General features: G+C 73.7%; 17 protein-coding genes. 11 read left to right on the forward strand and 6 right to left on the reverse strand.

Annotated features, from left to right (window positions below; genetic code table 11):
- Positions 1-5 precede the first annotated feature (5 nt).
- Positions 6-1,121 carry an FAD-dependent oxidoreductase gene (locus ACIRVK_RS11165; RefSeq protein ID WP_404245474.1) on the reverse strand — a complete coding sequence of 372 codons (1,116 nt, stop codon included), beginning with the start codon at positions 1,119-1,121 and terminating at the stop codon, positions 6-8.
- A 177-nt stretch (positions 1,122-1,298) separates the two neighbouring features.
- Entirely contained in the window at positions 1,299-1,793 is a 495-nt protein-coding gene (locus ACIRVK_RS11170; protein ID WP_404245476.1) for a PaaI family thioesterase, read from the reverse strand.
- A gap of 90 nt (positions 1,794-1,883) precedes the next feature.
- On the opposite strand from ACIRVK_RS11170, the gene ACIRVK_RS11175 reads away from it, so the two are divergent.
- The gene (locus ACIRVK_RS11175) at positions 1,884-2,357 is read left to right on the forward strand and encodes a winged helix-turn-helix transcriptional regulator (protein ID WP_404245478.1); all 474 of its coding nucleotides are present in this window, start codon (positions 1,884-1,886) and stop codon (positions 2,355-2,357) included.
- A 12-nt stretch (positions 2,358-2,369) separates the two neighbouring features.
- Here ACIRVK_RS11175 and ACIRVK_RS11180 read toward each other — a convergent pair whose 3' ends face one another.
- Positions 2,370-4,358 carry a heavy metal translocating P-type ATPase gene (locus ACIRVK_RS11180; protein WP_404245480.1) on the reverse strand — a complete coding sequence of 663 codons (1,989 nt, stop codon included), beginning with the start codon at positions 4,356-4,358 and terminating at the stop codon, positions 2,370-2,372.
- 57 nt (positions 4,359-4,415) lie between these two features.
- On the reverse strand, positions 4,416-5,546 hold the full coding sequence (locus ACIRVK_RS11185; protein WP_404245482.1) for an acyltransferase family protein: 1,131 nt from the start codon (positions 5,544-5,546) through the stop codon (positions 4,416-4,418).
- A gap of 192 nt (positions 5,547-5,738) precedes the next feature.
- Between ACIRVK_RS11185 and ACIRVK_RS11190 the strand changes: the two genes are divergently transcribed.
- The 4 genes from ACIRVK_RS11190 (at position 5,739) to ACIRVK_RS11205 (ending at position 8,655) form a co-directional block, all read left to right on the forward strand.
- Positions 5,739-5,987, forward strand: coding sequence for a hypothetical protein (locus tag ACIRVK_RS11190; RefSeq protein ID WP_404245576.1), 249 nt, complete (start codon positions 5,739-5,741; stop codon positions 5,985-5,987).
- A gap of 11 nt (positions 5,988-5,998) precedes the next feature.
- A complete protein-coding gene (locus tag ACIRVK_RS11195; protein WP_404245483.1) occupies positions 5,999-7,177 on the forward strand; it encodes an SPFH domain-containing protein in 1,179 nt (392 codons plus the stop codon).
- A gap of 104 nt (positions 7,178-7,281) precedes the next feature.
- Positions 7,282-7,590, forward strand: coding sequence for a DUF1905 domain-containing protein (locus ACIRVK_RS11200; RefSeq protein ID WP_404245485.1), 309 nt, complete (start codon positions 7,282-7,284; stop codon positions 7,588-7,590).
- Between the two features lie 63 nt (positions 7,591-7,653).
- Complete coding sequence (locus tag ACIRVK_RS11205; protein ID WP_404245578.1) at positions 7,654-8,655, forward strand: glycoside hydrolase family 43 protein; 1,002 nt, start codon at positions 7,654-7,656, stop codon at positions 8,653-8,655.
- 19 nt (positions 8,656-8,674) lie between these two features.
- On the opposite strand, the gene ACIRVK_RS11210 is transcribed toward ACIRVK_RS11205, so the two are convergent.
- Together ACIRVK_RS11210 and ACIRVK_RS11215 are read right to left on the reverse strand one after the other, a co-directional pair.
- Positions 8,675-9,538 carry a 3-hydroxybutyryl-CoA dehydrogenase gene (locus tag ACIRVK_RS11210; protein ID WP_404245487.1) on the reverse strand — a complete coding sequence of 288 codons (864 nt, stop codon included), beginning with the start codon at positions 9,536-9,538 and terminating at the stop codon, positions 8,675-8,677.
- 56 nt (positions 9,539-9,594) lie between these two features.
- Positions 9,595-10,827, reverse strand: coding sequence for an acyl-CoA dehydrogenase family protein (locus ACIRVK_RS11215; RefSeq protein ID WP_404245489.1), 1,233 nt, complete (start codon positions 10,825-10,827; stop codon positions 9,595-9,597).
- 117 nt (positions 10,828-10,944) lie between these two features.
- On the opposite strand from ACIRVK_RS11215, the gene ACIRVK_RS11220 reads away from it, so the two are divergent.
- From ACIRVK_RS11220 to ACIRVK_RS11245, 6 genes are all read left to right on the forward strand, one after another.
- On the forward strand, positions 10,945-11,769 hold the full coding sequence (locus ACIRVK_RS11220) for an enoyl-CoA hydratase/isomerase family protein (RefSeq protein ID WP_404245491.1): 825 nt from the start codon (positions 10,945-10,947) through the stop codon (positions 11,767-11,769).
- Between the two features lie 71 nt (positions 11,770-11,840).
- Positions 11,841-12,473 (forward strand): hypothetical protein, encoded by a 633-nt coding sequence (locus ACIRVK_RS11225; RefSeq protein ID WP_404245493.1) that lies wholly within the window; start codon positions 11,841-11,843, stop codon positions 12,471-12,473.
- Positions 12,470-15,043 (forward strand): putative PEP-binding protein, encoded by a 2,574-nt coding sequence (locus tag ACIRVK_RS11230; protein WP_404245495.1) that lies wholly within the window; start codon positions 12,470-12,472, stop codon positions 15,041-15,043. The genes ACIRVK_RS11225 and ACIRVK_RS11230 overlap by 4 nt, the downstream gene beginning before the upstream one ends.
- Positions 15,040-16,161, forward strand: coding sequence for an acyl-CoA dehydrogenase family protein (locus ACIRVK_RS11235; RefSeq protein WP_404245497.1), 1,122 nt, complete (start codon positions 15,040-15,042; stop codon positions 16,159-16,161). The genes ACIRVK_RS11230 and ACIRVK_RS11235 overlap by 4 nt, the downstream gene beginning before the upstream one ends.
- Before the next feature lie 18 nt (positions 16,162-16,179).
- Positions 16,180-16,599 (forward strand): Zn-ribbon domain-containing OB-fold protein, encoded by a 420-nt coding sequence (locus ACIRVK_RS11240; protein ID WP_404245499.1) that lies wholly within the window; start codon positions 16,180-16,182, stop codon positions 16,597-16,599.
- Positions 16,596-17,750, forward strand: coding sequence for a thiolase family protein (locus ACIRVK_RS11245; protein ID WP_404245501.1), 1,155 nt, complete (start codon positions 16,596-16,598; stop codon positions 17,748-17,750). The genes ACIRVK_RS11240 and ACIRVK_RS11245 overlap by 4 nt, the downstream gene beginning before the upstream one ends.
- Positions 17,751-17,765 lie beyond the last annotated feature (15 nt).

Consider the following 17,765-nt stretch of genomic DNA (forward strand, 5'->3'; position numbering starts at 1 on the left):
CGTCGTCACTCGGTGTGCTGCTCGGTCACCGGCGCATCCTGTGCCGGGCGGCCCAGGCGGAAGCGGGGGTGGGCGTCGGCCCGGCCGGTGGCGAGGTCGGCGGCGAGCGCCCCGATGAGCGGGGTGAACTTGGCGCCGTGGCCGGAGCACGGGGAGACGACGACGAACGGGCCGTGGCGGTCGAGGACGAAGTCCTCGTCGGGCGTGGTCGTGTAGAGGCAGGTCGCCTCCCCGACGGGGTCGGGTTCCAGACCCGGCAGCCGGTCGCGCACGAAGCCGCTCACCCGGGCCCGCGACGACGGGTCGGCGAGGCCGCTGCGGGTGCGGGCGGTCGTGGGGGTGCCCCGGTCGTGCTCGGCGACCTTCACCGCGGGGAGCGGGCCGCCATCGTTGCCCGACGGGAGGCCGTAGAGGTGCAGCTCGCCGTCCCAGATCAGGGTCGGCCACTGCGCGGACGGATCACGCTGCCGGTAGTGGAAGACCTGCTGCTGTGTCACCCGCAACGGCGGCAGCGGCAGGGGCAGTTCGAGCTCCGGGAGCCACGCCCCGGCCGCGATCACCACCGTGTCGGCGACCAGCTCCCGTCCGTCGTCGGTGCGCAGCAGCACCTTGCCCGGCGCCTCGAGGCCGGTGACACGGACGCCGGTCCACACGTCGGCCCCGAGTTCCACGGCCCGGCGCGCACAGGCCGCCACCGTCCGGTCGGCGTCGACGACACCCGCGTCCGGGTGGTACAGCGCCTGCTGGTCGAAGCGGATGTACGGCCAGCGCTCGGCGGCGGCCCCGGCGTCCAGCAGTTCGTGCGGCACGCCGGCCGCGGCGAGGAGTCCCGCCGGCGCGGCCGGGTCGCGCCCCTCGCCGAAGTCGAGGCCGCCGGTCGTGCGCAGCAGGGGGGTCGAGGTGTCGTCCTCCAACTCGCGCCACAGGTCGTGCGCCCGTCCGGTCAGGCCGACGTAGAAGGGGTCGGCGTAGGCCCGCCGGAAGATGCGGGAGCTGCCGTGCGAACTGCCGTGCCGGTGCCCGATGTCGTACGCCTCGATCAGGGTGACCGGGTGGCCCTGCCGGGCGAGTTGCCAGGCGGTGGCCGCGCCCATCAGTCCGGCGCCGACGACGGCGATCACAGTTCCTCCCCCGGGATCCAGTTCGCGCCCGCGAGCGGGACGCGGGCCACGGCGGCTGGCTCGATGGTATGCGCGACGAGGTCCTCGGGTTCGAGGTGCGGGAGGTGGGCCTTGCCGCGGGCCCGGGCGAGGGTCTGGGCCCCATGGTCACCACCCGAGCGGGGCTGACCGCAGGTCTCAGGCGCCGGGCACGGGGAACAGCATGCAACTGCTGGTGGCGTGAGCGAGGAGTCGGTCGGCCGGGTCGAGCAGCCTGGCCTCGGCGAGCGCGGTGCGGCGGCCGCCGTTCAGGACGGCTCCCACGGCGCGGATCTTGCCCGTGTCCGCCGTGATCGGGCGCAGGAACTTCACCGTGAGGTCGAGCGAGGTGTAGCCCATGCCCCGGGGCAGGGTGGACTGCACGGCGCAGCCGGCCGCCGAGTCGAGCATCGTGGCGTAGACACCGCCGTGGACGCTGCCGATGGGGTTGTAGTGCTCCTCGCCGGGCTCCAGGGAGAACACCACGTGCCCGTGGTCCACCTCTTCCACGGTCATGCCCAGGGTGGCCGCGATCGGCGCGGCGGGGAGGCGGCCGGCGAGGAGTTCCCGCAGGAAATCCAGCCCGGACCCCTGACCGACGGCGGCCGCCGAGATCGCGGGATCCTCCCAGTCGTACGTACGAGAACGTTCCATGCGCGTGCACACTCCCTGGCTCTTTTCCTCGAAGCTAGCCGCGGGCCGAGCTGGCTGTCAATGACAGAGCCAGGCCCTACCATGGGCCTCATGAAGTGGCTGGAGATGAGCACCGAGAACTGCACTGTCCAGCGCACTCTCGACCTGATCGGCGAGAAGTGGACGCTGCTGATCCTGCGCGACGCCTTCAACGGGGTCCGCCGCTTCGACGATCTGCGCCGCCATGTCGGCCTCTCGGACGCGGTCCTGTCCGACCGGCTGCGCAAGCTGGTCACGGCGGGGATCCTCACCACCGTGCCCTACCGGGAGCGCGGCAGCCGCACCCGGCACGAGTACCGGCTCACGCCCAAGGGCCGCGACCTGTGGCCGATCCTCGTGGCGCTGCGGCAGTGGGGCGAGACGTACGTCGCCGACCCGGAGGGTCCCGTGATCGAGGTCCGGCACCGCGACTGCGGCGCCCCGGTGCGGGTCGTGGTGGAGTGCCCCGACGAGCACACCGCCCTCTCCCCCAGGGAGGTCACCGTCCTCGCGGGGCCCGCCGCCCGACCGGTGGCGCGGCGGTAGGTCCCCAGGCCCTCAACCGGTCCGGTCGCCGGCCCCGAACGGGTACGACAGCAGCCGCAGGCCGTTCAGGCCCACCAGGACGGTCGAGCCCTCGTGGCCGGCGACGCCGAGGGGCAGGGGCAGCGTCCCCGCGAGGTCCCAGGCGACGAGGCCGGCGATGAACGCCCCGGCGATCACGAGGTTCTGCACGACCAGGCGCCGGGCCCGGCGGGAGAGGCCGATCACGGCGGGGACCGTGGCGAGTTCGTCGCGGACGATCACCGCGTCGGCGGTCTCCAGCGCCAGGTCCGAACCGGCGCGGCCCATGGCGACACCGGCGTGGGCGGCGGCCAGGGCCGGGGCGTCGTTGACCCCGTCCCCGACGACCATCACCCGGCGGCCCGCGCGCTCGGCCTCCCGCACCGCTTCCACCTTGTGCTGCGGCAGCAGTCCGGCGTGGACGTCCTCGATGCCGACCTCGGCGGCCAGGCGCGCGGCGGCACGCGGGTTGTCCCCGGTCAGGAGCATCGGCGCGGTACCGGTGAGCCGGGTGAGGGCGGCGACGGTGGCGGCGGCGTCCGGGCGCAGCCGGTCGGCGAGGCCCAGCACTCCGACGGGGACCTCGTCGGCCTGTACCAGGACGGCGGTTCGGCCGGACTCCTCCAGTCCGGCGACGAGGGCCGCCGCTCGCTCGGCCGTTTCATCATCGGCGCCATCGGCGCCGTCGAGCAGGCGGGCCGGGGTGCCGACCGCGACACGGCGGCCCTCGACGGTCGCCGTCACGCCCACCCCGGGCGTGGAGGCGAAGTCCTCGGCGACCGGCAGCGTCACCCCCCGCTCGCGCGCCTCCCGCACGACCGCCCGCGCCAGCGGATGCTCGCTGGGGTGCTCGGCCGCCGCCGCGAGCGCCGTCAACTCCCGCTCGCCGAGGCCCGATCCGGGCAGCGGCCGGACGTCGGTCAGCCGCGGCACGCCCTCGGTCAGCGTGCCCGTCTTGTCCAGCGCCACGGCGTCGACCTGGCCGAGCCGCTCCATCACCACCGCCGACTTCACCAGCACGCCGTGCCGTCCGGCGTTGGCGATGGCCGACAGCAGGGGCGGCATGGTCGCGAGCACCACCGCGCACGGCGATGCCACGATCATGAAGGTCATGGCCCGCAGCAGCGCCCGGGTCAGTTCCTCGCCGAGCGCCAGCGGCACCAGGAAGACCGCGAGCGTCGCCGCGACCATCCCGAGCGAGTAGCGCTGTTCGACCTTCTCGATGAACAGCTGGGTGGGCGCCTTGGTCTCGGACGCCTCCTCGACCATGCGGACGATCCGGGCGATCACCGAGTCGGAGGCGTCCCGTTCGACCCGGACGCGCAGGGCGCCCGTGCCGTTGACGGTGCCCGCGTACACCTCGTCGCCGGGCTCCTTGGCGACGGGCAGCGGCTCGCCGGTGATGGTCGCCTGGTCGACCTCGCTCGCCCCGTCCAGCACCCGCCCGTCGGCACCGACGCGCTCGCCCGGCCGCACCAGGATCGTGTCGCCGACCGCCAACTCCTCGATCGGCACGGCCCGTTCCGTGCCGTCCGGGGCGAGGCGGCTCGCGGTGGCCGGGGCCAGGTCGAGCAGACCGCGCACCGAGTCGGCGGTCCGGGCCGTGGCCAGCGCCTCCAGGGCGCCCGAGGTGGCGAAGATGACGATGAGCAGGGCGCCGTCCATGACCTGCCCGATCGCGGCGGCGCCCAGGGCGGCGACGACCATCAGCAGATCGACGTCGAGGGTCCGCCCGGCCAGCGCCTTCAGCCCCTCCCAGCCCGGCTCCCACCCGCCGGCGACATAGGCCAGCGCGTACAACGCCCCCCAGCTCCAGGCGGGTTGCGCGGTCAGCTGCAGGGGCAGCGCGAGCAGGAAGCAGGCGGTGGCCGCGGCGGCCCAGCGCACCTCGGGCAGGGCGAGGAACCGGGTGCGGCGGCCGGTGTCTCCCGCGTCGCGTTCAGAGCCGAGACCGGTCCGGGACGGGATGAGGGTGGAGGTCACCCGCCCACCATACAGGAACACATGAAGAGTCATTCATCTCTTCATGGGAGGCTGCTCCTACGCGAGGCGGCGGGACCGTCTCCGCAGGAGCAGGCGCCGCGCCGGGACCTCGACCGCCTCGTACAGCACCCAGGCGAGCCCCAGGGCAACCGCGAACGCGACGGCGGTCACGGCCAGGGCCGCCAGGACCCCGAAGCGCGGCGAGGTGCCGAGCAGACTGGTGGCCGCCCGCAGCACCAGCAGGTGGATCATGTAGAACGCGAAGGACAGCTCCCCCAGCCGCACCAGCCGCCGGCGCCGCCACAGCGAGGGCAGGCCGTGCAGGTCCGCGACCGCCGCCGCCGCGATGAGCAGGGCGAAGCCGATGACGGTGCAGGTCGTGGCCGGGTAGCCGGGGGTGACCTGCGGGACGAGGAAGTACCCGACGACCGCCAGGGCGAGGGAGGCCTCCAGGCCCGGTCCGCGCCACCGGTCGAGCAGCACCAGCCGCGCCACGGCGGCGCCGAGCACGAACTCGGGCAGGCGCGCGGCGGGGAAGGAGTACAGCGGCTGGTCCACCCAGGAGTGCGCGTCCGCCCAGGCCAGCACGAACACCGCGAAGAGCGAGAGGCCGGCCAGCGCGGTCGCCCCACGGGCGCCGAGCCGGCGCAGCAGGAGGGCCAGCAGGGGGAAGGTGCCGTAGAAGAACGCCTCGCAGGCCAGCGACCAGCTGACCGGGTCGAGCGTCTGCCACCAGGGACGCCACCAGGAGTGCACCAGCAGGACGTTCGCGACGCCCTGGCTCAGGGTAGGTACCGGTTGGCGGGCCAGCGTCCAGGCCATGAGGAGCGCGACGGCGGCGGTGACGAGGTGGACCGGCAGGATGCGCGCGATGCGGCGTCTGAAGAACCCGAGGGCACGGTCCCCGGGCCGCGCGGACCACATCAGCACGAAGCCGGACAGCACGAAGAAGAACGACACTCCGGTGGCGCCGGCGCCGAACCCCCAGGTCATGATCTCCTGGCCTCTCCCACCGAAGTAGTGGAAGTTGTGCACGTGCAGTCCGAAGACCAGCAGCGCGGCCATCCAGCGCAGTCCGGTGAGGGACGGCAGCGTCGGCGCCGCGGCGGGGCGGGGCAGCCGGGGAGGCGACGGGCTGGTGGTCGTGGTGGCGGTCGGCGTGCCGGACGCCGTGGTCGCCGTCGTCATCAGGTTGCCCTCCCGGGGATGTGCGTACGAGGCATGAAAGGGAGCGTTGCCGGTTCGGCGTCTTCCAATCGGTCCCGTAGGTAACGTCACACCGATGGCGGCGGTTACTTGGTTCGCCCCAGGTGTTAGGCACCGGTTACCGGTGGGTCTATCGTCGGAATCGTGGGCCAGAGCATGGGAGGTCGGCCGGTGATGCCGCAGGACGAGGCCGTGATCGGCTGCATCGGTAAGGTGATCATAGGCACCCGCGGCACGGCCGGCCCCGGCGAGGTCCTGGTACCGGTCCGGGGCGGTTCGGAGACCTTCATAGCCTGGTCCGACGATCCCCTGCCGACGGGGGCGACGGTGCTCGTGGTCGAGTCACGTGGGTGTCGTGAGGTCGGCGTCATGGAGTGGAGGGATCCACTCGCAGCGTTCGGCGACCGTGCCGACGCGGACTGAGGAGTAGCAGAATGTTCGGTTACCGCGTTCCCGCTCCCGATGAGGCAATGCTGATCTCGGGTGGCAGGCGGGGACTGGGGGGCGCGCCGTTCCGGGTGGTGACGGGGCACGGCAAGTTCGTGCTGCCGTTCTTCCGAAAGACCCGTTTCCTCACGCTGGCGATGTGCGAGTCCGAGGTCACGGAGACCTGTGTGACCCGGCAGGGCATCGCGTTGAACGTACGCGCCGTCATCGCGTTCAAGGTCGGCAACGACACCGAGAGCATCATCAACGCCGGCCAGCGTTTCCTCTCGGACCAGGACCAGATGTCGGTGCTGACGGGCCGGATCTTCGCCGGCCACCTGCGGGCCATCATCGGCTCGATGACGGTCGAGGAGATCGTCACCGAGCGGCAGAAGCTCGCCGCCGAGGTGCTGGACACGTCGAAGACGGAGATGGCGAAGATCGGCCTGATCGTGGACTCGCTGCAGATCCAGTCGATCGACGACGGGGACGCCGGCTACATCGACGCGATGTCCGCGCCGCACCGGGCGGCCATCCAGCGGCAGGCCCAGATCGCCCAGGCCCAGGCCACCCAGACCGCAGCCGAGGCACAGCAGGAGGCGGCCCGCAAGCAGGCCGAGTACGCCCGGCAGACCGCGGTCGTCAAGGCCGAGTACTCGGCCGAGGTGGACCGCGCCCAGGCCCAGGCCGCGCAGGCCGGTCCGCTGGCGCAGGCCCACGCCCAGCAGGAGGTGCTGGCGGCGCAGACCGAACTCGCCCAGCGGCAGGCGCAGTTGCGCCAGCAGCAGCTGGTGGCGGAGATCGTGAAGCCGGCCGAGGCGGAGGCCGAGCGGATCAGGCTGCTCGCCCAGGCGGACGCGCAGCGGATGAAGATCCAGGCCGAGGCCGCCGCCTCCTACGACCGGGTGGCGCTCGACCGCATGCTGATCGACCAGCTCCCGCAGATCGTGAAGGAGGCCGCGGGCGGTCTCGCCGGCGCCAACGTCAACGTCCTCAACGGCGCCGACGGGCTCGGCGAGATCGCCGCCGGCCTGGTCTCGCAGGGCCTGACGATCCTCGACTCCGTGCGGCAGAACCTCAACGGCCAGGAGGGCGAGGGCCGTTCGTCCGGCAACAACAACGGTGTGCTGGAGCTGCGCGGGAACAACGGCCGGAAGGCCGACGACGGTCCGGTGGACGTCGACTGACCACGGATCGCCGGGAGTTCGGGTGCGGGCCCACGTGATCACGTGGGCCCGCACCCGTATGCTGACCGCGACCTGACCATGTTCCGCGAACGGGGGCCGCTGCCATGGAACTCGCCTTCACCGGCCGGGTGATCGAGTGGCGCGGGCCCGCTCCGTACTACTTCGTGCCCGTGCCGGAGCAGGAGGCCGCCGACATCCGCGAGGTGGCCGCGATGGCGTCGTACGGCTGGGGCGTGATCCCGGTCCAGGCCCACATCGGCGAGACCGCGTTCGCCACCTCCCTGTTCCCCAGGGACGGCGGCTATCTGCTGCCGCTGAAGGCGGCGGTGCGACGGCCGCGGGGCCTCGAGGTCGGCGATGACGTGGCGGTGCGGATGAGCGTGCGCCTCCAGGGTCTTCCCGGCGGCTCCTGAACACCCCCCGCGGGGGCGGTGATCGCGGGCGCGTAGGGTGCGGGCGTGACCGGCAACGACCTGATGCGGCTTCCCGGGATGCCGCTGCACGACCCGTTCGTCGTCGCGGACGAGGAGACGCGCGCCTATCACCTCTACACGTCCAACGACCCGTCGGTGTCGGGCGTCGACGGCGCCGGGACGATGGTCTACCGCAGCCGTGACCTGCGTGAGTGGACACGCCCTGTCGTGGTCTTCCTGGCCGGCGCGCAGCGCGGCATCTGGGCGAGCGACGGCTGCTGGGCGCCCGAGGTGCACGCATGGGGCGGCAGGTACTACCTGTTCACCACCCTGCACAACGAGGACAGGCCGCTGCCGGTGCCGCCGCCCAACCGGTGGGGCACGCCCTTCCAGCTCCCCAACCACATGCGCGGCACGGTCACCGCGGTCTCCGACTCCCTGCTGGGCCCCTTCACCGTCGTCGACCCGGACCGCCCCACCCCGCCGGAGCATCTGATGACCCTCGACGGCACGCTGCACGTCGACGCGTCCGGACAGCCCTGGATGGTGTACGCGCACGAGTGGCTGCAGACCGTCGACGGCACCATGGAGGCGATCCGGCTGGCCCCGGACCTGACCCGGACGGTCGGGGACCCGGTGTTCCTGTTCAAGGGCTCGGACGCCTCCTGGCTCGGCGAGCAGATCCCCGCGGGCGTCCCGGCCCAGCTCCCGCCCTACATCACCGACGGCCCCCAGCTGCACCGCACGCCCGACGGCTCGCTGCTCATGCTGTGGTCGACGTACGAGAAGGACACCATCGGCCCGGACGGCAACGTCACCGGCGGCTACGTACAGACGTACGCCGTCTCCCGGTCCGGTGCGATCACCGGACCCTGGGAACAGCGGCGGCCGCTGGTGCGGGACGACAGCGGGCACGGCATGCTGTTTTGCACCTTCGACGGCCGCCTGATGATGATCCTGCACCGCCCGTTCGAGAACGCCCGCGGCAAGCTGTACGAGATGGAGCTGGACGGGGACGCGTTGCGGGTGCTGCGGCAGCGCACGGACCTCGACGGCGGCGGATGACCCGCCGGGTGGGGCGACCTCAGGCGGTGTAGTCGTAGAACCCCTGGCCGGTCTTGCGGCCGAGGCGGCCCGCGGCGACCATGCGGCGCAGCAGGGCGGGCGGGGCGTAGAGGGGCTCCTTGTACTCCTCGTACATCGACTCCGCGACGGCCTGCGCCGTGTCGAGCCCGATGAGGTCGAGCAGGCGCAGCGGGCCCATGGGGTGCGCACAGCCCAGTTCCATGCCGCGGTCGATGTCCTCGGCGCGGGCCGACCCGGAGTCGACCATGCGCACCGCGGACAGCAGGAACGGCACCAGGAGCGCGTTGACCACGAACCCCGAGCGGTCGCTCGCCTGAACGATCTCCTTCCCCAGGTGCTCGGACACGAAGGCACGGGTCCGCAGCACCGTGTCGGGGCTGGTGGTGAGGGCGGGGATGACCTCGACCAGGGCCTGCACCGGCACGGGGTTGAAGAAGTGCAGGCCGATGACCTGGGCGGGCCGCTGCGTGCTGACGGCGAGGTCGATCACGGGGAGGGACGAGGTGTTGGTCGCGAGAACGGCCTCGGGATCGGTGACGACGCGGTCGAGAGCGGCGAAGACACCGGTCTTGACCTCACGGTTCTCGGCGACGGCCTCGATGACGAACTGGCGGTCCGCCATGCCGTCGAGATCGTCGGTGTAGGCGAGGCGGGCGACGGCGGCGTCCCGGGCCGCTTCGGTGATCTTGCCGCGGCGTACCCCGCGGTCCAGGGAGGCTTCGACGCGTCGTCGGCCGGACCGGACGGCTTCCGGTGAGCCCTCGGCGACCAGGACGTCGAGGCCACCGAGGGCGGCGACCTCGGCGATGCCGGAGCCCATGAGGCCGCAACCGACGACACCGAGACGGGAGATGGTCTGCATGGGTGGGTCCTTGGGGTCGGCTTGAGGTGGACTGTCGGGTGAGCGAAGGGCTCTCGTCATGAGCCGGCGGAGTCCGGGCCGGCGGAGTCCGGGCCGGGCTGCCGGTACGGCTTCAGGGCGCGGCGGGCGATGGCGAACCGGTGGGTCTCCGAGGGGCCGTCGTAGATGCGGAAGGGCCGCACGTCCCTAAAGAGCCGGGCCAGCGGCGCGTCCGCGGCCGAGATGCCGAGCGCTCCGCAGATCTGCACCGCGCGGTCGACCACCCGGTTCACCGCCTCCGCGACGAAGGTCTTCGACACCGAGGTGAGCTGGGAGGCGGCCGGGGAGCCGGTGTCCAACTCCCAGGCGGTGCGCAGGATGAGGGCGCGGCTCGCCTCGATGTCGATCTCGGAGTCGGCCAGCATCTGCTGCACCATGCCGAGGTCGCCGAGCACCGAGCCGAACGCCGTGCGGCTGCCCGCTCGTTCGAGGGCGACGTCCTGGGCGCGGCGGGCGGCCCCCAGCCAGCGCATGCAGTGCGTCATCCGGGCGGGACCGAGCCGCACCTGGGCGCCTGCGAAGCCCTGGTCCACCGCGCCGAGCACCTGCTCGTCCCCCACCACGCACCCCTCGAAGACGATCTCGCAGTGTCCACCGAAGAACCCCTCGTCGAGGGTCTCGATGCTGCGGACGACGCGCATCCCGGGCGTGCCGGCGTCGACCAGGAACATCGTCGCGCCGCCCGGATCGCCGGGGCTGCCGGAGGTGCGGGCCATGACGATGGTGAAGCCCGCTCCGAGCGCCCCCGTGATGAACCACTTGCGCCCGTCGATGCGCCAGCCGCCGGGCACGCGGGTCGCCGTGGTGTGCAGGGAGCGCGGGTCGGCGCCCGCGCCCGGCGCCGGTTCGGTCATCGCGAAGCAGGACCGGTGCTCACCGGCGGCGAGCGGACGCAGATAGCGCTCCTTCTGCTCCTCGGTGGCCACCTTCTCCAGCAGGTGCATGTTTCCCTCGTCCGGCGCCGCGCAGTTCAGTGCGAGAGGGCCGAGGAGCGAGTACCCGGCGGCTTCGAACACCGCGGCCTGTCCGCGCAGGTCGAGTCCGTGGCCGCCCCACCGTGCGGGCACGTGCGGCGCGAAGACCCCGCTTTCGCGGGCGGCCTTCTGCAGGGACTCGCGCAGGGACTCGGGGGCGTCGTGCACGGACCCGCCGCACTCGCGCTCGGCCGGGACCACCACCTCGCGCACGAACTCGGCGGTGGTCTCGGCGAGTCGGGAGACGAGGGGGTCGACATCGAACTGGACAGGCACGGTTCCTCCCGCCGACGGGCGTGGGCACCGGTGCCCGACGCGACCTAGAAACTGTACAACGTCTCCAGTATCTTGCCGTGTGACCCGAGCGACACCGCGACGATGGGAGCGACCACCATGAGCACTGAGCCGGTCCGGGTGGTCCACCACCCGGACGGAGTCGTGGAGTTGAGGCTGGACGATCCGGAGCGCGGCAACGCCCTGGACTTGCGGACCGCCGAGGCGTTGCGGGACCGGACGGCCGAGGTGGCCGCCGACCCGGGCGGCGCGGTACTGGTCCGCTCGTCGGGCGGCGCCTTCTGCGTGGGCGGCGACCTGCGCGCCTTCGCCGGTCGCGGCCCGGAGACCGGCGCCTATGTGCACGCCGTGGCGAGCGCGGCGCACGCGGCGGTGGCGACCCTCTACGAGCTGCAAGTGCCGGTCGTGACGGCCGTGCGCGGCGCGGCCGCAGGCGGTGGGATCGGGCTCGCCCTCACCGGTGACCTGCTCCTGGCCGCCCGGTCGGCCCGCTTCCGGCTGGCGTACACCGCGATCGGACTCACCCCGGACTGCGGGGCGTCGTGGCTGCTTCCACGGCTGGCGGGCCCCCGCTCGGCGGCGGACCTGATCCTGACCAACCGCGTCCTGACCGGCGCCGACGCCGAACGGTACGGCCTGGCCACCCGGGTCGTGGACGACGAAGAGCTGGACACGGAGGCGCACCGCACGGCCGCTGAGCTGGCGGCCGGAGCGGGCGACGCGCTGCGTGCCGCGAAGGCCCTGTTGCGCGGTGACGGCGCAGGTGACCTGCGCCGTCACCTGGACCGGGAGGCGCGGCTGATCGCCGAGCTGGCGGACGGGCGGGAGGCGCAGGACCGTATGGCGTCGTTCCTGGCCGCCCGGGCGGGCGCGGGAGGCAGGTCCGAGCGGACCGCGCCGCGCGAACCGGAAAGTGTTTCTTGATAACCCCTTCACTAAGGGCACCACCGGAGCGTAACCTCCGGGCAACACGGAACCGACGAAAAGGTGTGGCGATGCGATCTGCTGCCGTGGCCGGGACGGACGGTCTCGACGAGACCCTCACCGACGCCGTTGTCGACCTCGTTCTGCGGGGCATGTGGCGCGGCAGGCCCGAGTCCGAGTACCGCCCGCTGGCGGACGCCGGGCTGGCCATGGTGAAGGGGCCGATGGTCCTGCCGACCGAGAGCGCCAAGGCCGTCGCGGCGCGGACGCTGCGCGTGCCCGCCGGGTCCGAGCAGGAGCAGGGGATCACGGCCGCCTACCGGGCCTTCCTCCCCGTCAACCGCCGGATCCGCGAGGTGTGCACGGCGTGGCAGTGCCGTCCCGACGGCAGTGTCAACGACCACACCGACAGCGTGTACGACGCCGAGGTGCGCGAGGCGCTGGAGGACGTGCACGAGGCCATCCAGCCGGTGCTGCGCCGACTGGAGCGCGTGGTCGCGGGCAGCGGCCGGTACCTCACCGCTCTGGAGGACGCCCTCGACCGCTTCGACGACGGCGCGACGCAGTGGCTCGCCTCGCCGCTGTGCGACTCGTACCACACGGTGTGGATGCGCCTGCACCAGGAGCTGCTGCTGGTCCTCGGCATCAGCCGGGCCGAGGACGAGGCGCTGGAGGAGGAGCTGGTCGCGGGGGGCCGCGGGTGAGCGTCACCGACCGCCCGGCCGGGCCCCTCACCGACGTGCACGTCCCCGGCCACAGCCTGGTGCCGTACGGTCAGGGGCACAGCCGCGGCCTGGGCGCCGACGCCCTCGGCACGCACGGCACCGCCATGGACCGCCTGGTGGCGCTGGGGCTCCCGGTGGTGCCGGGCCTGACGGTGCCGGCCGCGTCGGCCGCGTCGCTGGGCGAGCCGGACACCGCCCGCGCCGCCGTGGAACTCGTCGAGCAGCTGTCCGGACGGCGGATCGGCGACCGGGGCAGACCGCTGCTGCTGCGTGTGTCGGCGAGCGCGTCCGCCGAGGTCGCCGGGCTGCCCCCGGATCTGGCCGCGATCGGCCTCGCTCCGCCCTGCGCCGACGAGCTGAGCGCCGTCATCGGCCGCGAGGAGGTGCTGTACGAGGTCTGGGCGGCCACCCTCCGCATGATCGCCGAGTACGCCCTCGACGTGCCCGGACCGGACCTCGACGACGCGCTCCTCGACGCCACCGGTCCGAAGGCCCGCGTCGAGGCGTTGCTGACGGCCGTCGCCCGGCACACGGGACGGCCCTACCCGGACGACCCGGCCGAGCAACTCGCCCTGGCCGCCCGCGCGATGCTGGCCCGCTGGGCCTCGCCCCGCGCCAGACGATCCCGCAAGTCCCAGCACCTGCCCGCGGACCTGCCCGTCGCGCTGCACGTGCAGGCGCTGCGCATCGGGCCGTGGGACCGCTCCGGTTACGGCACCGCAGAGAGCCGGGACGCGGACAGCGGCCGCTTCTCCCCCCAGGGCTCCTTCTTCCGCGGCGTGCGCCGCAGCGCACCTCCGCCACACCCGGGCGAACCGCTGGAGAAGCTCGACCAGGCGGCGACCCTGCTGGAGCACTCGCTGCTCACGCTCGAACGGCATCTGCACGCCCCCGTCCGCGTCGACTTCGAACTGCGCGACGGCGAGATCGCGCTGCTGGCCGCCTCGGCGCTGAGCCGCCCCCCGCTGCGCGCCTCGGTATGCCTCGCCGCCGACCTGGCCGCCGAGGGCGCCCTGGGCCGCGCGGAGGCCGTACGCCGGGTCACCCCCGCCCAGGTGCAGGAACTCCTGCACCCCCAGCTGAGGTTGACGGGCGCGGACGAGCTCCTCGTCCGCGGTCTGCCCGCCTCCCCCGGAGCCGCGTCCGGCCCCGTCGCCCTGTCCAGCGAGCGCGCCCTCGAACTGGCCGCGGCCGGCACCCCCGCCGTGCTGGTCGCCCATGAGACCACTCCGGCCGACGTGCCCGGCATGCTGGCCGCCGCCGCGGTCCTCACCGGCAGCGGCGGCATCGCCTCGCACGCCGCCGTGGTGGCGCGCGGCGCCGGCACTCCGGCGGTGTGCGGCGCGGACGGCCTGCGCGTGGACCCGGCCGCCGGCACCGCACGGATCGGGAGCCGGGTGCTGCGCGAGGGCGACCCCGTGTCGCTCGACGGCCGCACCGGCGCCGTCTACGCGGGAACCCTCCCGGTCACCGTCGCCGGCCCGCCCCCGGAGCTGTCCACCCTCCTCGGTTGGGCGGACGGCGTACGGCGGCTGGGCGTCCGCGTCAACGCCGACACGGCTGCGGAGGTGAACACGGCCGTGGCCCTGGGCGCGGAGGGGGTCGGCCTGTGCCGTACCGAGCACCAGTTCCTCGGTGACCGGCTGCCGCTGATCCGGCGCGTGCTGCTCGCCGCCGACCCGGCCGCCCGGGACGAGGCGCTGCTCGCCCTGGAAGACGCCCAGCACGAGGACTTCCGGGCCCTGCTCGCCGCCGTCGGGAACCGACCGGTGACCGTACGGCTGCTGGACGCGCCGCTGCACGAGTTCCTGCCCGCGCCGGGCGAGGCCGGCGACCCGGACGCCGAACACCGGGCCGCCGCACTGCGGGAGGCCAACCCCATGCTCGGGCTCCGTGGCGTGCGCCTGGCGCTGCTGCACGAACGGCTCTACCCGGTCCAGGCCGAGGCGCTCTTCACCGCCTGGGCGGACGTCGCCGCCACCGGCGTGCGGCCCGAGCTGGAGGTGATGATCCCGCTCGTCAGCCTGCCGGAGGAACTGGCCGCGGCGGCCGCGTACGTACGGGGCGCCGCCGAGGCGGTCGCCGAGCGCACCGGCGTCCGGATGCCGTACCGGCTCGGCACGATGATCGAGACCCCGCGGGCCGCCCTGCTCGCCGGCGAACTCGCCGAGCACGCCGAGTTCTTCTCCTTCGGCACCAACGACCTGACCCAGCTCACCTACGGCTTCTCCCGCGACGACGTCGAGCGGCAGGTGCTGAGCACCTACCAGGAGCGCGGGTTCGTGACCGCGAGCCCGTTCGCCCGGCTCGACCCGCACGGCGTGGGCGCCCTGATCGGGCTCGCGGTGGAGCGGGCCAGGGGCGTGCGGCCGGACATCAAGCTGGGCGTGTGCGGGGAGCACGGCGGGGATCCGGAGTCGGTGGCCCTCTGCGACGACCTGGGTCTCGACTACGTCTCCTGCTCCGCGCACCGCGTGCCGGTGGCCCGGATGGCGGCCGCGCACAGTGCCCTGCGGGAGCCACGCGACGAGAGCGAGAACCCCCGATGACGAGCACCGTCACCGACGGCACGGCCCTGTCGGACAGCGAACTGGACGACCTGCGCGAGACCGTGCGGTCCGTGTGCGCGGACGCCGGCGGCACCGCCGCGGTGCGCCGGTTGCCCGAGGAGGCCCCCGGCATCGACGCCGGTCTGTGGGACACCCTCGGCCGGCAGGTCGGCCTCGCCGCTCTCGGGCTGCCCGAGGCGGCCGGGGGCATGGGTGGCCTGGCTGAAATCGCCGTGGTCTGCGAGGAGTTGGGCCGGACGCTGGCGCCGGTTCCGCTGCTGTCGTCCACCGTGCTGGCCGGGCAGGTGCTGGCGGGCTGCGGAACCGCGGACGCGGCGCTGGCGCGGGTGGCCGAGGGCGGGGTGCACGCCCTGGCGATCGCGGCCCCGGACGGTGTCTGGCGGCCCGAGGCGCTGCCGGTTGCCGTCACCTCCTGGCAGGGCAGCGTGCCGGTGCTGGACGGGACCGCCCCGTTCGTCCTGGACGGCGCGGACGCCGAGGCACTGGTGGTCGCGGCCACCGGCACCGACGGCGTGGACCTCTTCCTGGTCGACCCGCACGCGCCCGGGGTGACGGTGCGCCGGGTCCCCACCCTGGACCTCAGCCGCGGCCAGGCGGTCGTGTCCTTCTCCGGTGCGCGGGCCCGGGCCCTGACCGCCGGCGGCGAGGGCTCCGACATCGTCACCCGCGCCCTCGACGTGGCCCTGGTGGCGCTGGCCGCCGAGCAACTGGGCGGCGCCCAGGCCGCGTTGGACATGACCGTCGCACACGCACGGGACCGCACCCAGTTCGGCCGGTCCATCGGCAGTTTCCAGGCGGTCAAGCACACCTGCGCCGACATGCTGCTGCGGGTCGAGGCCGCGCGGTCGGCCGTGGTGCGCGCGGTCCGCGCGGCCGGGTCGCCGACGGCGCTGGCGGAGGCGGCCGCGGTGGCGCAGGCCTGGTGCGGCGAGGCGTTCGTGTTCGTGGCCGCCGAGTGCGTGCAGTTGCACGGCGGCATGGGCTTCACCTGGGAGCACGACGCGCACCTCTACTTCCGCCGGGCCCAGTCCGACGCCGTCCTGCTGGGCGGCGCCACGCACCACCGCGAGCGGCTCGCGGTCCTGCTCGGCTGGTGACCCGGAAGGCGGCACTCCATGACCACCAGACTCATCGACGACACCCTCTTCGACAGCGCGCATCCACCGCGGCTCGTCGGCGCGCGCTGCTCCGGCTGCGCCACCGTCGTCTTCCCCCGGCAGGACTCGTGTCCCAGGTGCTCGCAGCGGGCCATGTCCGCGCAGGCGCTGCCGGTCAGCGGGTACCTGTGGTCGTGGACGCTGCAGGCGTTCCCGCCCAAACCGCCGTACCGGGCGCCGGCCGGCGGCTGGGAGCCGTACCACGTGGGCTATGTGGACCTCGGTGAGGTGCTGGTCGAGGCACGGCTCGCGATCGAGCGCTCGCAGATAAGGATCGGGCTGCCGGTGCGGCTGACCACCATCCACGCGTACGACGACGAGTCCGGGACCGAGGTGCTGACCTTCGCGTTCGAGCCGGACCAGGAAGGCGGACGATGAGCCGGGCCGAGGAGGTCTACGTCGTCGGCTGCGGGATGCATCCCTTCGGCCGCGACGAGAGCGTCTCCGGGATGGACATGGCCGAGCACGCGGTGCGCGAGGCACTGGCCGACGCGGGGGTCGCCTGGGAGGACATCGGGTACGCGGCGGGCGGCTCCGACGTGTCCGGGAAGCCGGACACGCTGGTGGGCCGCCTGGGGCTGACCGGAGTGCCGTTCGTCAACGTGCAGAACGGCTGCGCGACCGGCGCCTCGACCGTGCTCGCGGTGGCGAACGCGCTGCGGGCGGGCGAGGCCGGCCTTGGGCTGGCCGTGGGCTTCGACAAACATGGGCGCGGCGCGTTCAACGCCTCCGCGGCCCGCTACGGGCTGGGCGAGTGGTACGCCGAGAGCGGCATGATGCTGACGACGCAGTTCTTCGCCCTGAAGACCAGGCGCTACCTGCACGAGCACGGCATCTCCGAACACGCCCTCGCGATGGTCGCGGCACGCGCCTTCCGCAACGGCTCACAGCACCCGATGGCCTGGCGCCGCAAGCCGCTGACCGAGCGGGAGATCCTGGAGTCCGCCGAGGTCAGCCCGCCGCTGACGCAGTACATGTTCTGCTCCCCCGGGCAGGGCGCGGTGGCGCTCGTGCTGGCGGTGGGCGAGCGCGCCTTCGACCTGTGCGAACGACCGGTCAGGCTGGCCTCGTTGGCGTTCCGCACCCGGCGGTTCGGCTCCTTCGAGGTCTTCTCCCCCTGGCTGCCGCCGGGCCCCCACCGCAGTCCGAGCGTCGACGCGGCCGAGGCGGCCTTCCGCCGGGCCGGCGTGGCTCCGGCGGACGTGCGGGTGGCCCAGGTACAGGACACCGACAGCGGCTCCGAGCTGATCCACCTCGCGGAGACCGGGCTGTGCGCCCACGGGGAGCAGGAGGAGCTGCTGGCGGCCGGGGGCACCGATCCCACGGGCCGGCTGCCGGTGAACACCGACGGCGGCTGTCTGGCCGGCGGGGAGCCGGTCGGCGCCTCGGGACTGCGCCAGTTCCACGAGGTGGTACGGCAGTTGCAGGGCCGTGCGCCGGGAGCCCAGGTGCCGGGCGGCCCGCGGGTCGGCTTCACCCATGTGTACGGGGCGCCGGGGATCAGCGCCTGCTCGGTGCTGACGGTCTGAGGGGCGGGGCGCGTC

The organism is Streptomyces sp. NPDC101152 (assembly GCF_044768275.1).
Lineage (GTDB): Bacteria > Actinomycetota > Actinomycetes > Streptomycetales > Streptomycetaceae > Streptomyces.

Bases quoted from the DNA above. Each gene is read 5' to 3' on its own strand.
- ACIRVK_RS11170 (WP_404245476.1), bottom strand. From the start codon at position 1,793: ATGGAACGTTCTCGTACGTACGACTGGGAGGATCCCGCGATCTCGGCG.
- ACIRVK_RS11175 (WP_404245478.1), top strand. From the start codon at position 1,884: ATGAAGTGGCTGGAGATGAGCACCGAGAACTGCACTGTCCAGCGCACT.
- ACIRVK_RS11185 (WP_404245482.1), bottom strand. From the start codon at position 5,546: ATGACGACGGCGACCACGGCGTCCGGCACGCCGACCGCCACCACGACC.
- ACIRVK_RS11190 (WP_404245576.1), top strand. From the start codon at position 5,739: ATGCCGCAGGACGAGGCCGTGATCGGCTGCATCGGTAAGGTGATCATA.
- ACIRVK_RS11195 (WP_404245483.1), top strand. From the start codon at position 5,999: ATGTTCGGTTACCGCGTTCCCGCTCCCGATGAGGCAATGCTGATCTCG.
- ACIRVK_RS11200 (WP_404245485.1), top strand. From the start codon at position 7,282: ATGGAACTCGCCTTCACCGGCCGGGTGATCGAGTGGCGCGGGCCCGCT.
- ACIRVK_RS11205 (WP_404245578.1), top strand. From the start codon at position 7,654: ATGCGGCTTCCCGGGATGCCGCTGCACGACCCGTTCGTCGTCGCGGAC.
- ACIRVK_RS11210 (WP_404245487.1), bottom strand. From the start codon at position 9,538: ATGCAGACCATCTCCCGTCTCGGTGTCGTCGGTTGCGGCCTCATGGGC.
- ACIRVK_RS11220 (WP_404245491.1), top strand. From the start codon at position 10,945: ATGAGCACTGAGCCGGTCCGGGTGGTCCACCACCCGGACGGAGTCGTG.
- ACIRVK_RS11225 (WP_404245493.1), top strand. From the start codon at position 11,841: ATGCGATCTGCTGCCGTGGCCGGGACGGACGGTCTCGACGAGACCCTC.
- ACIRVK_RS11235 (WP_404245497.1), top strand. From the start codon at position 15,040: ATGACGAGCACCGTCACCGACGGCACGGCCCTGTCGGACAGCGAACTG.
- ACIRVK_RS11240 (WP_404245499.1), top strand. From the start codon at position 16,180: ATGACCACCAGACTCATCGACGACACCCTCTTCGACAGCGCGCATCCA.
- ACIRVK_RS11245 (WP_404245501.1), top strand. From the start codon at position 16,596: ATGAGCCGGGCCGAGGAGGTCTACGTCGTCGGCTGCGGGATGCATCCC.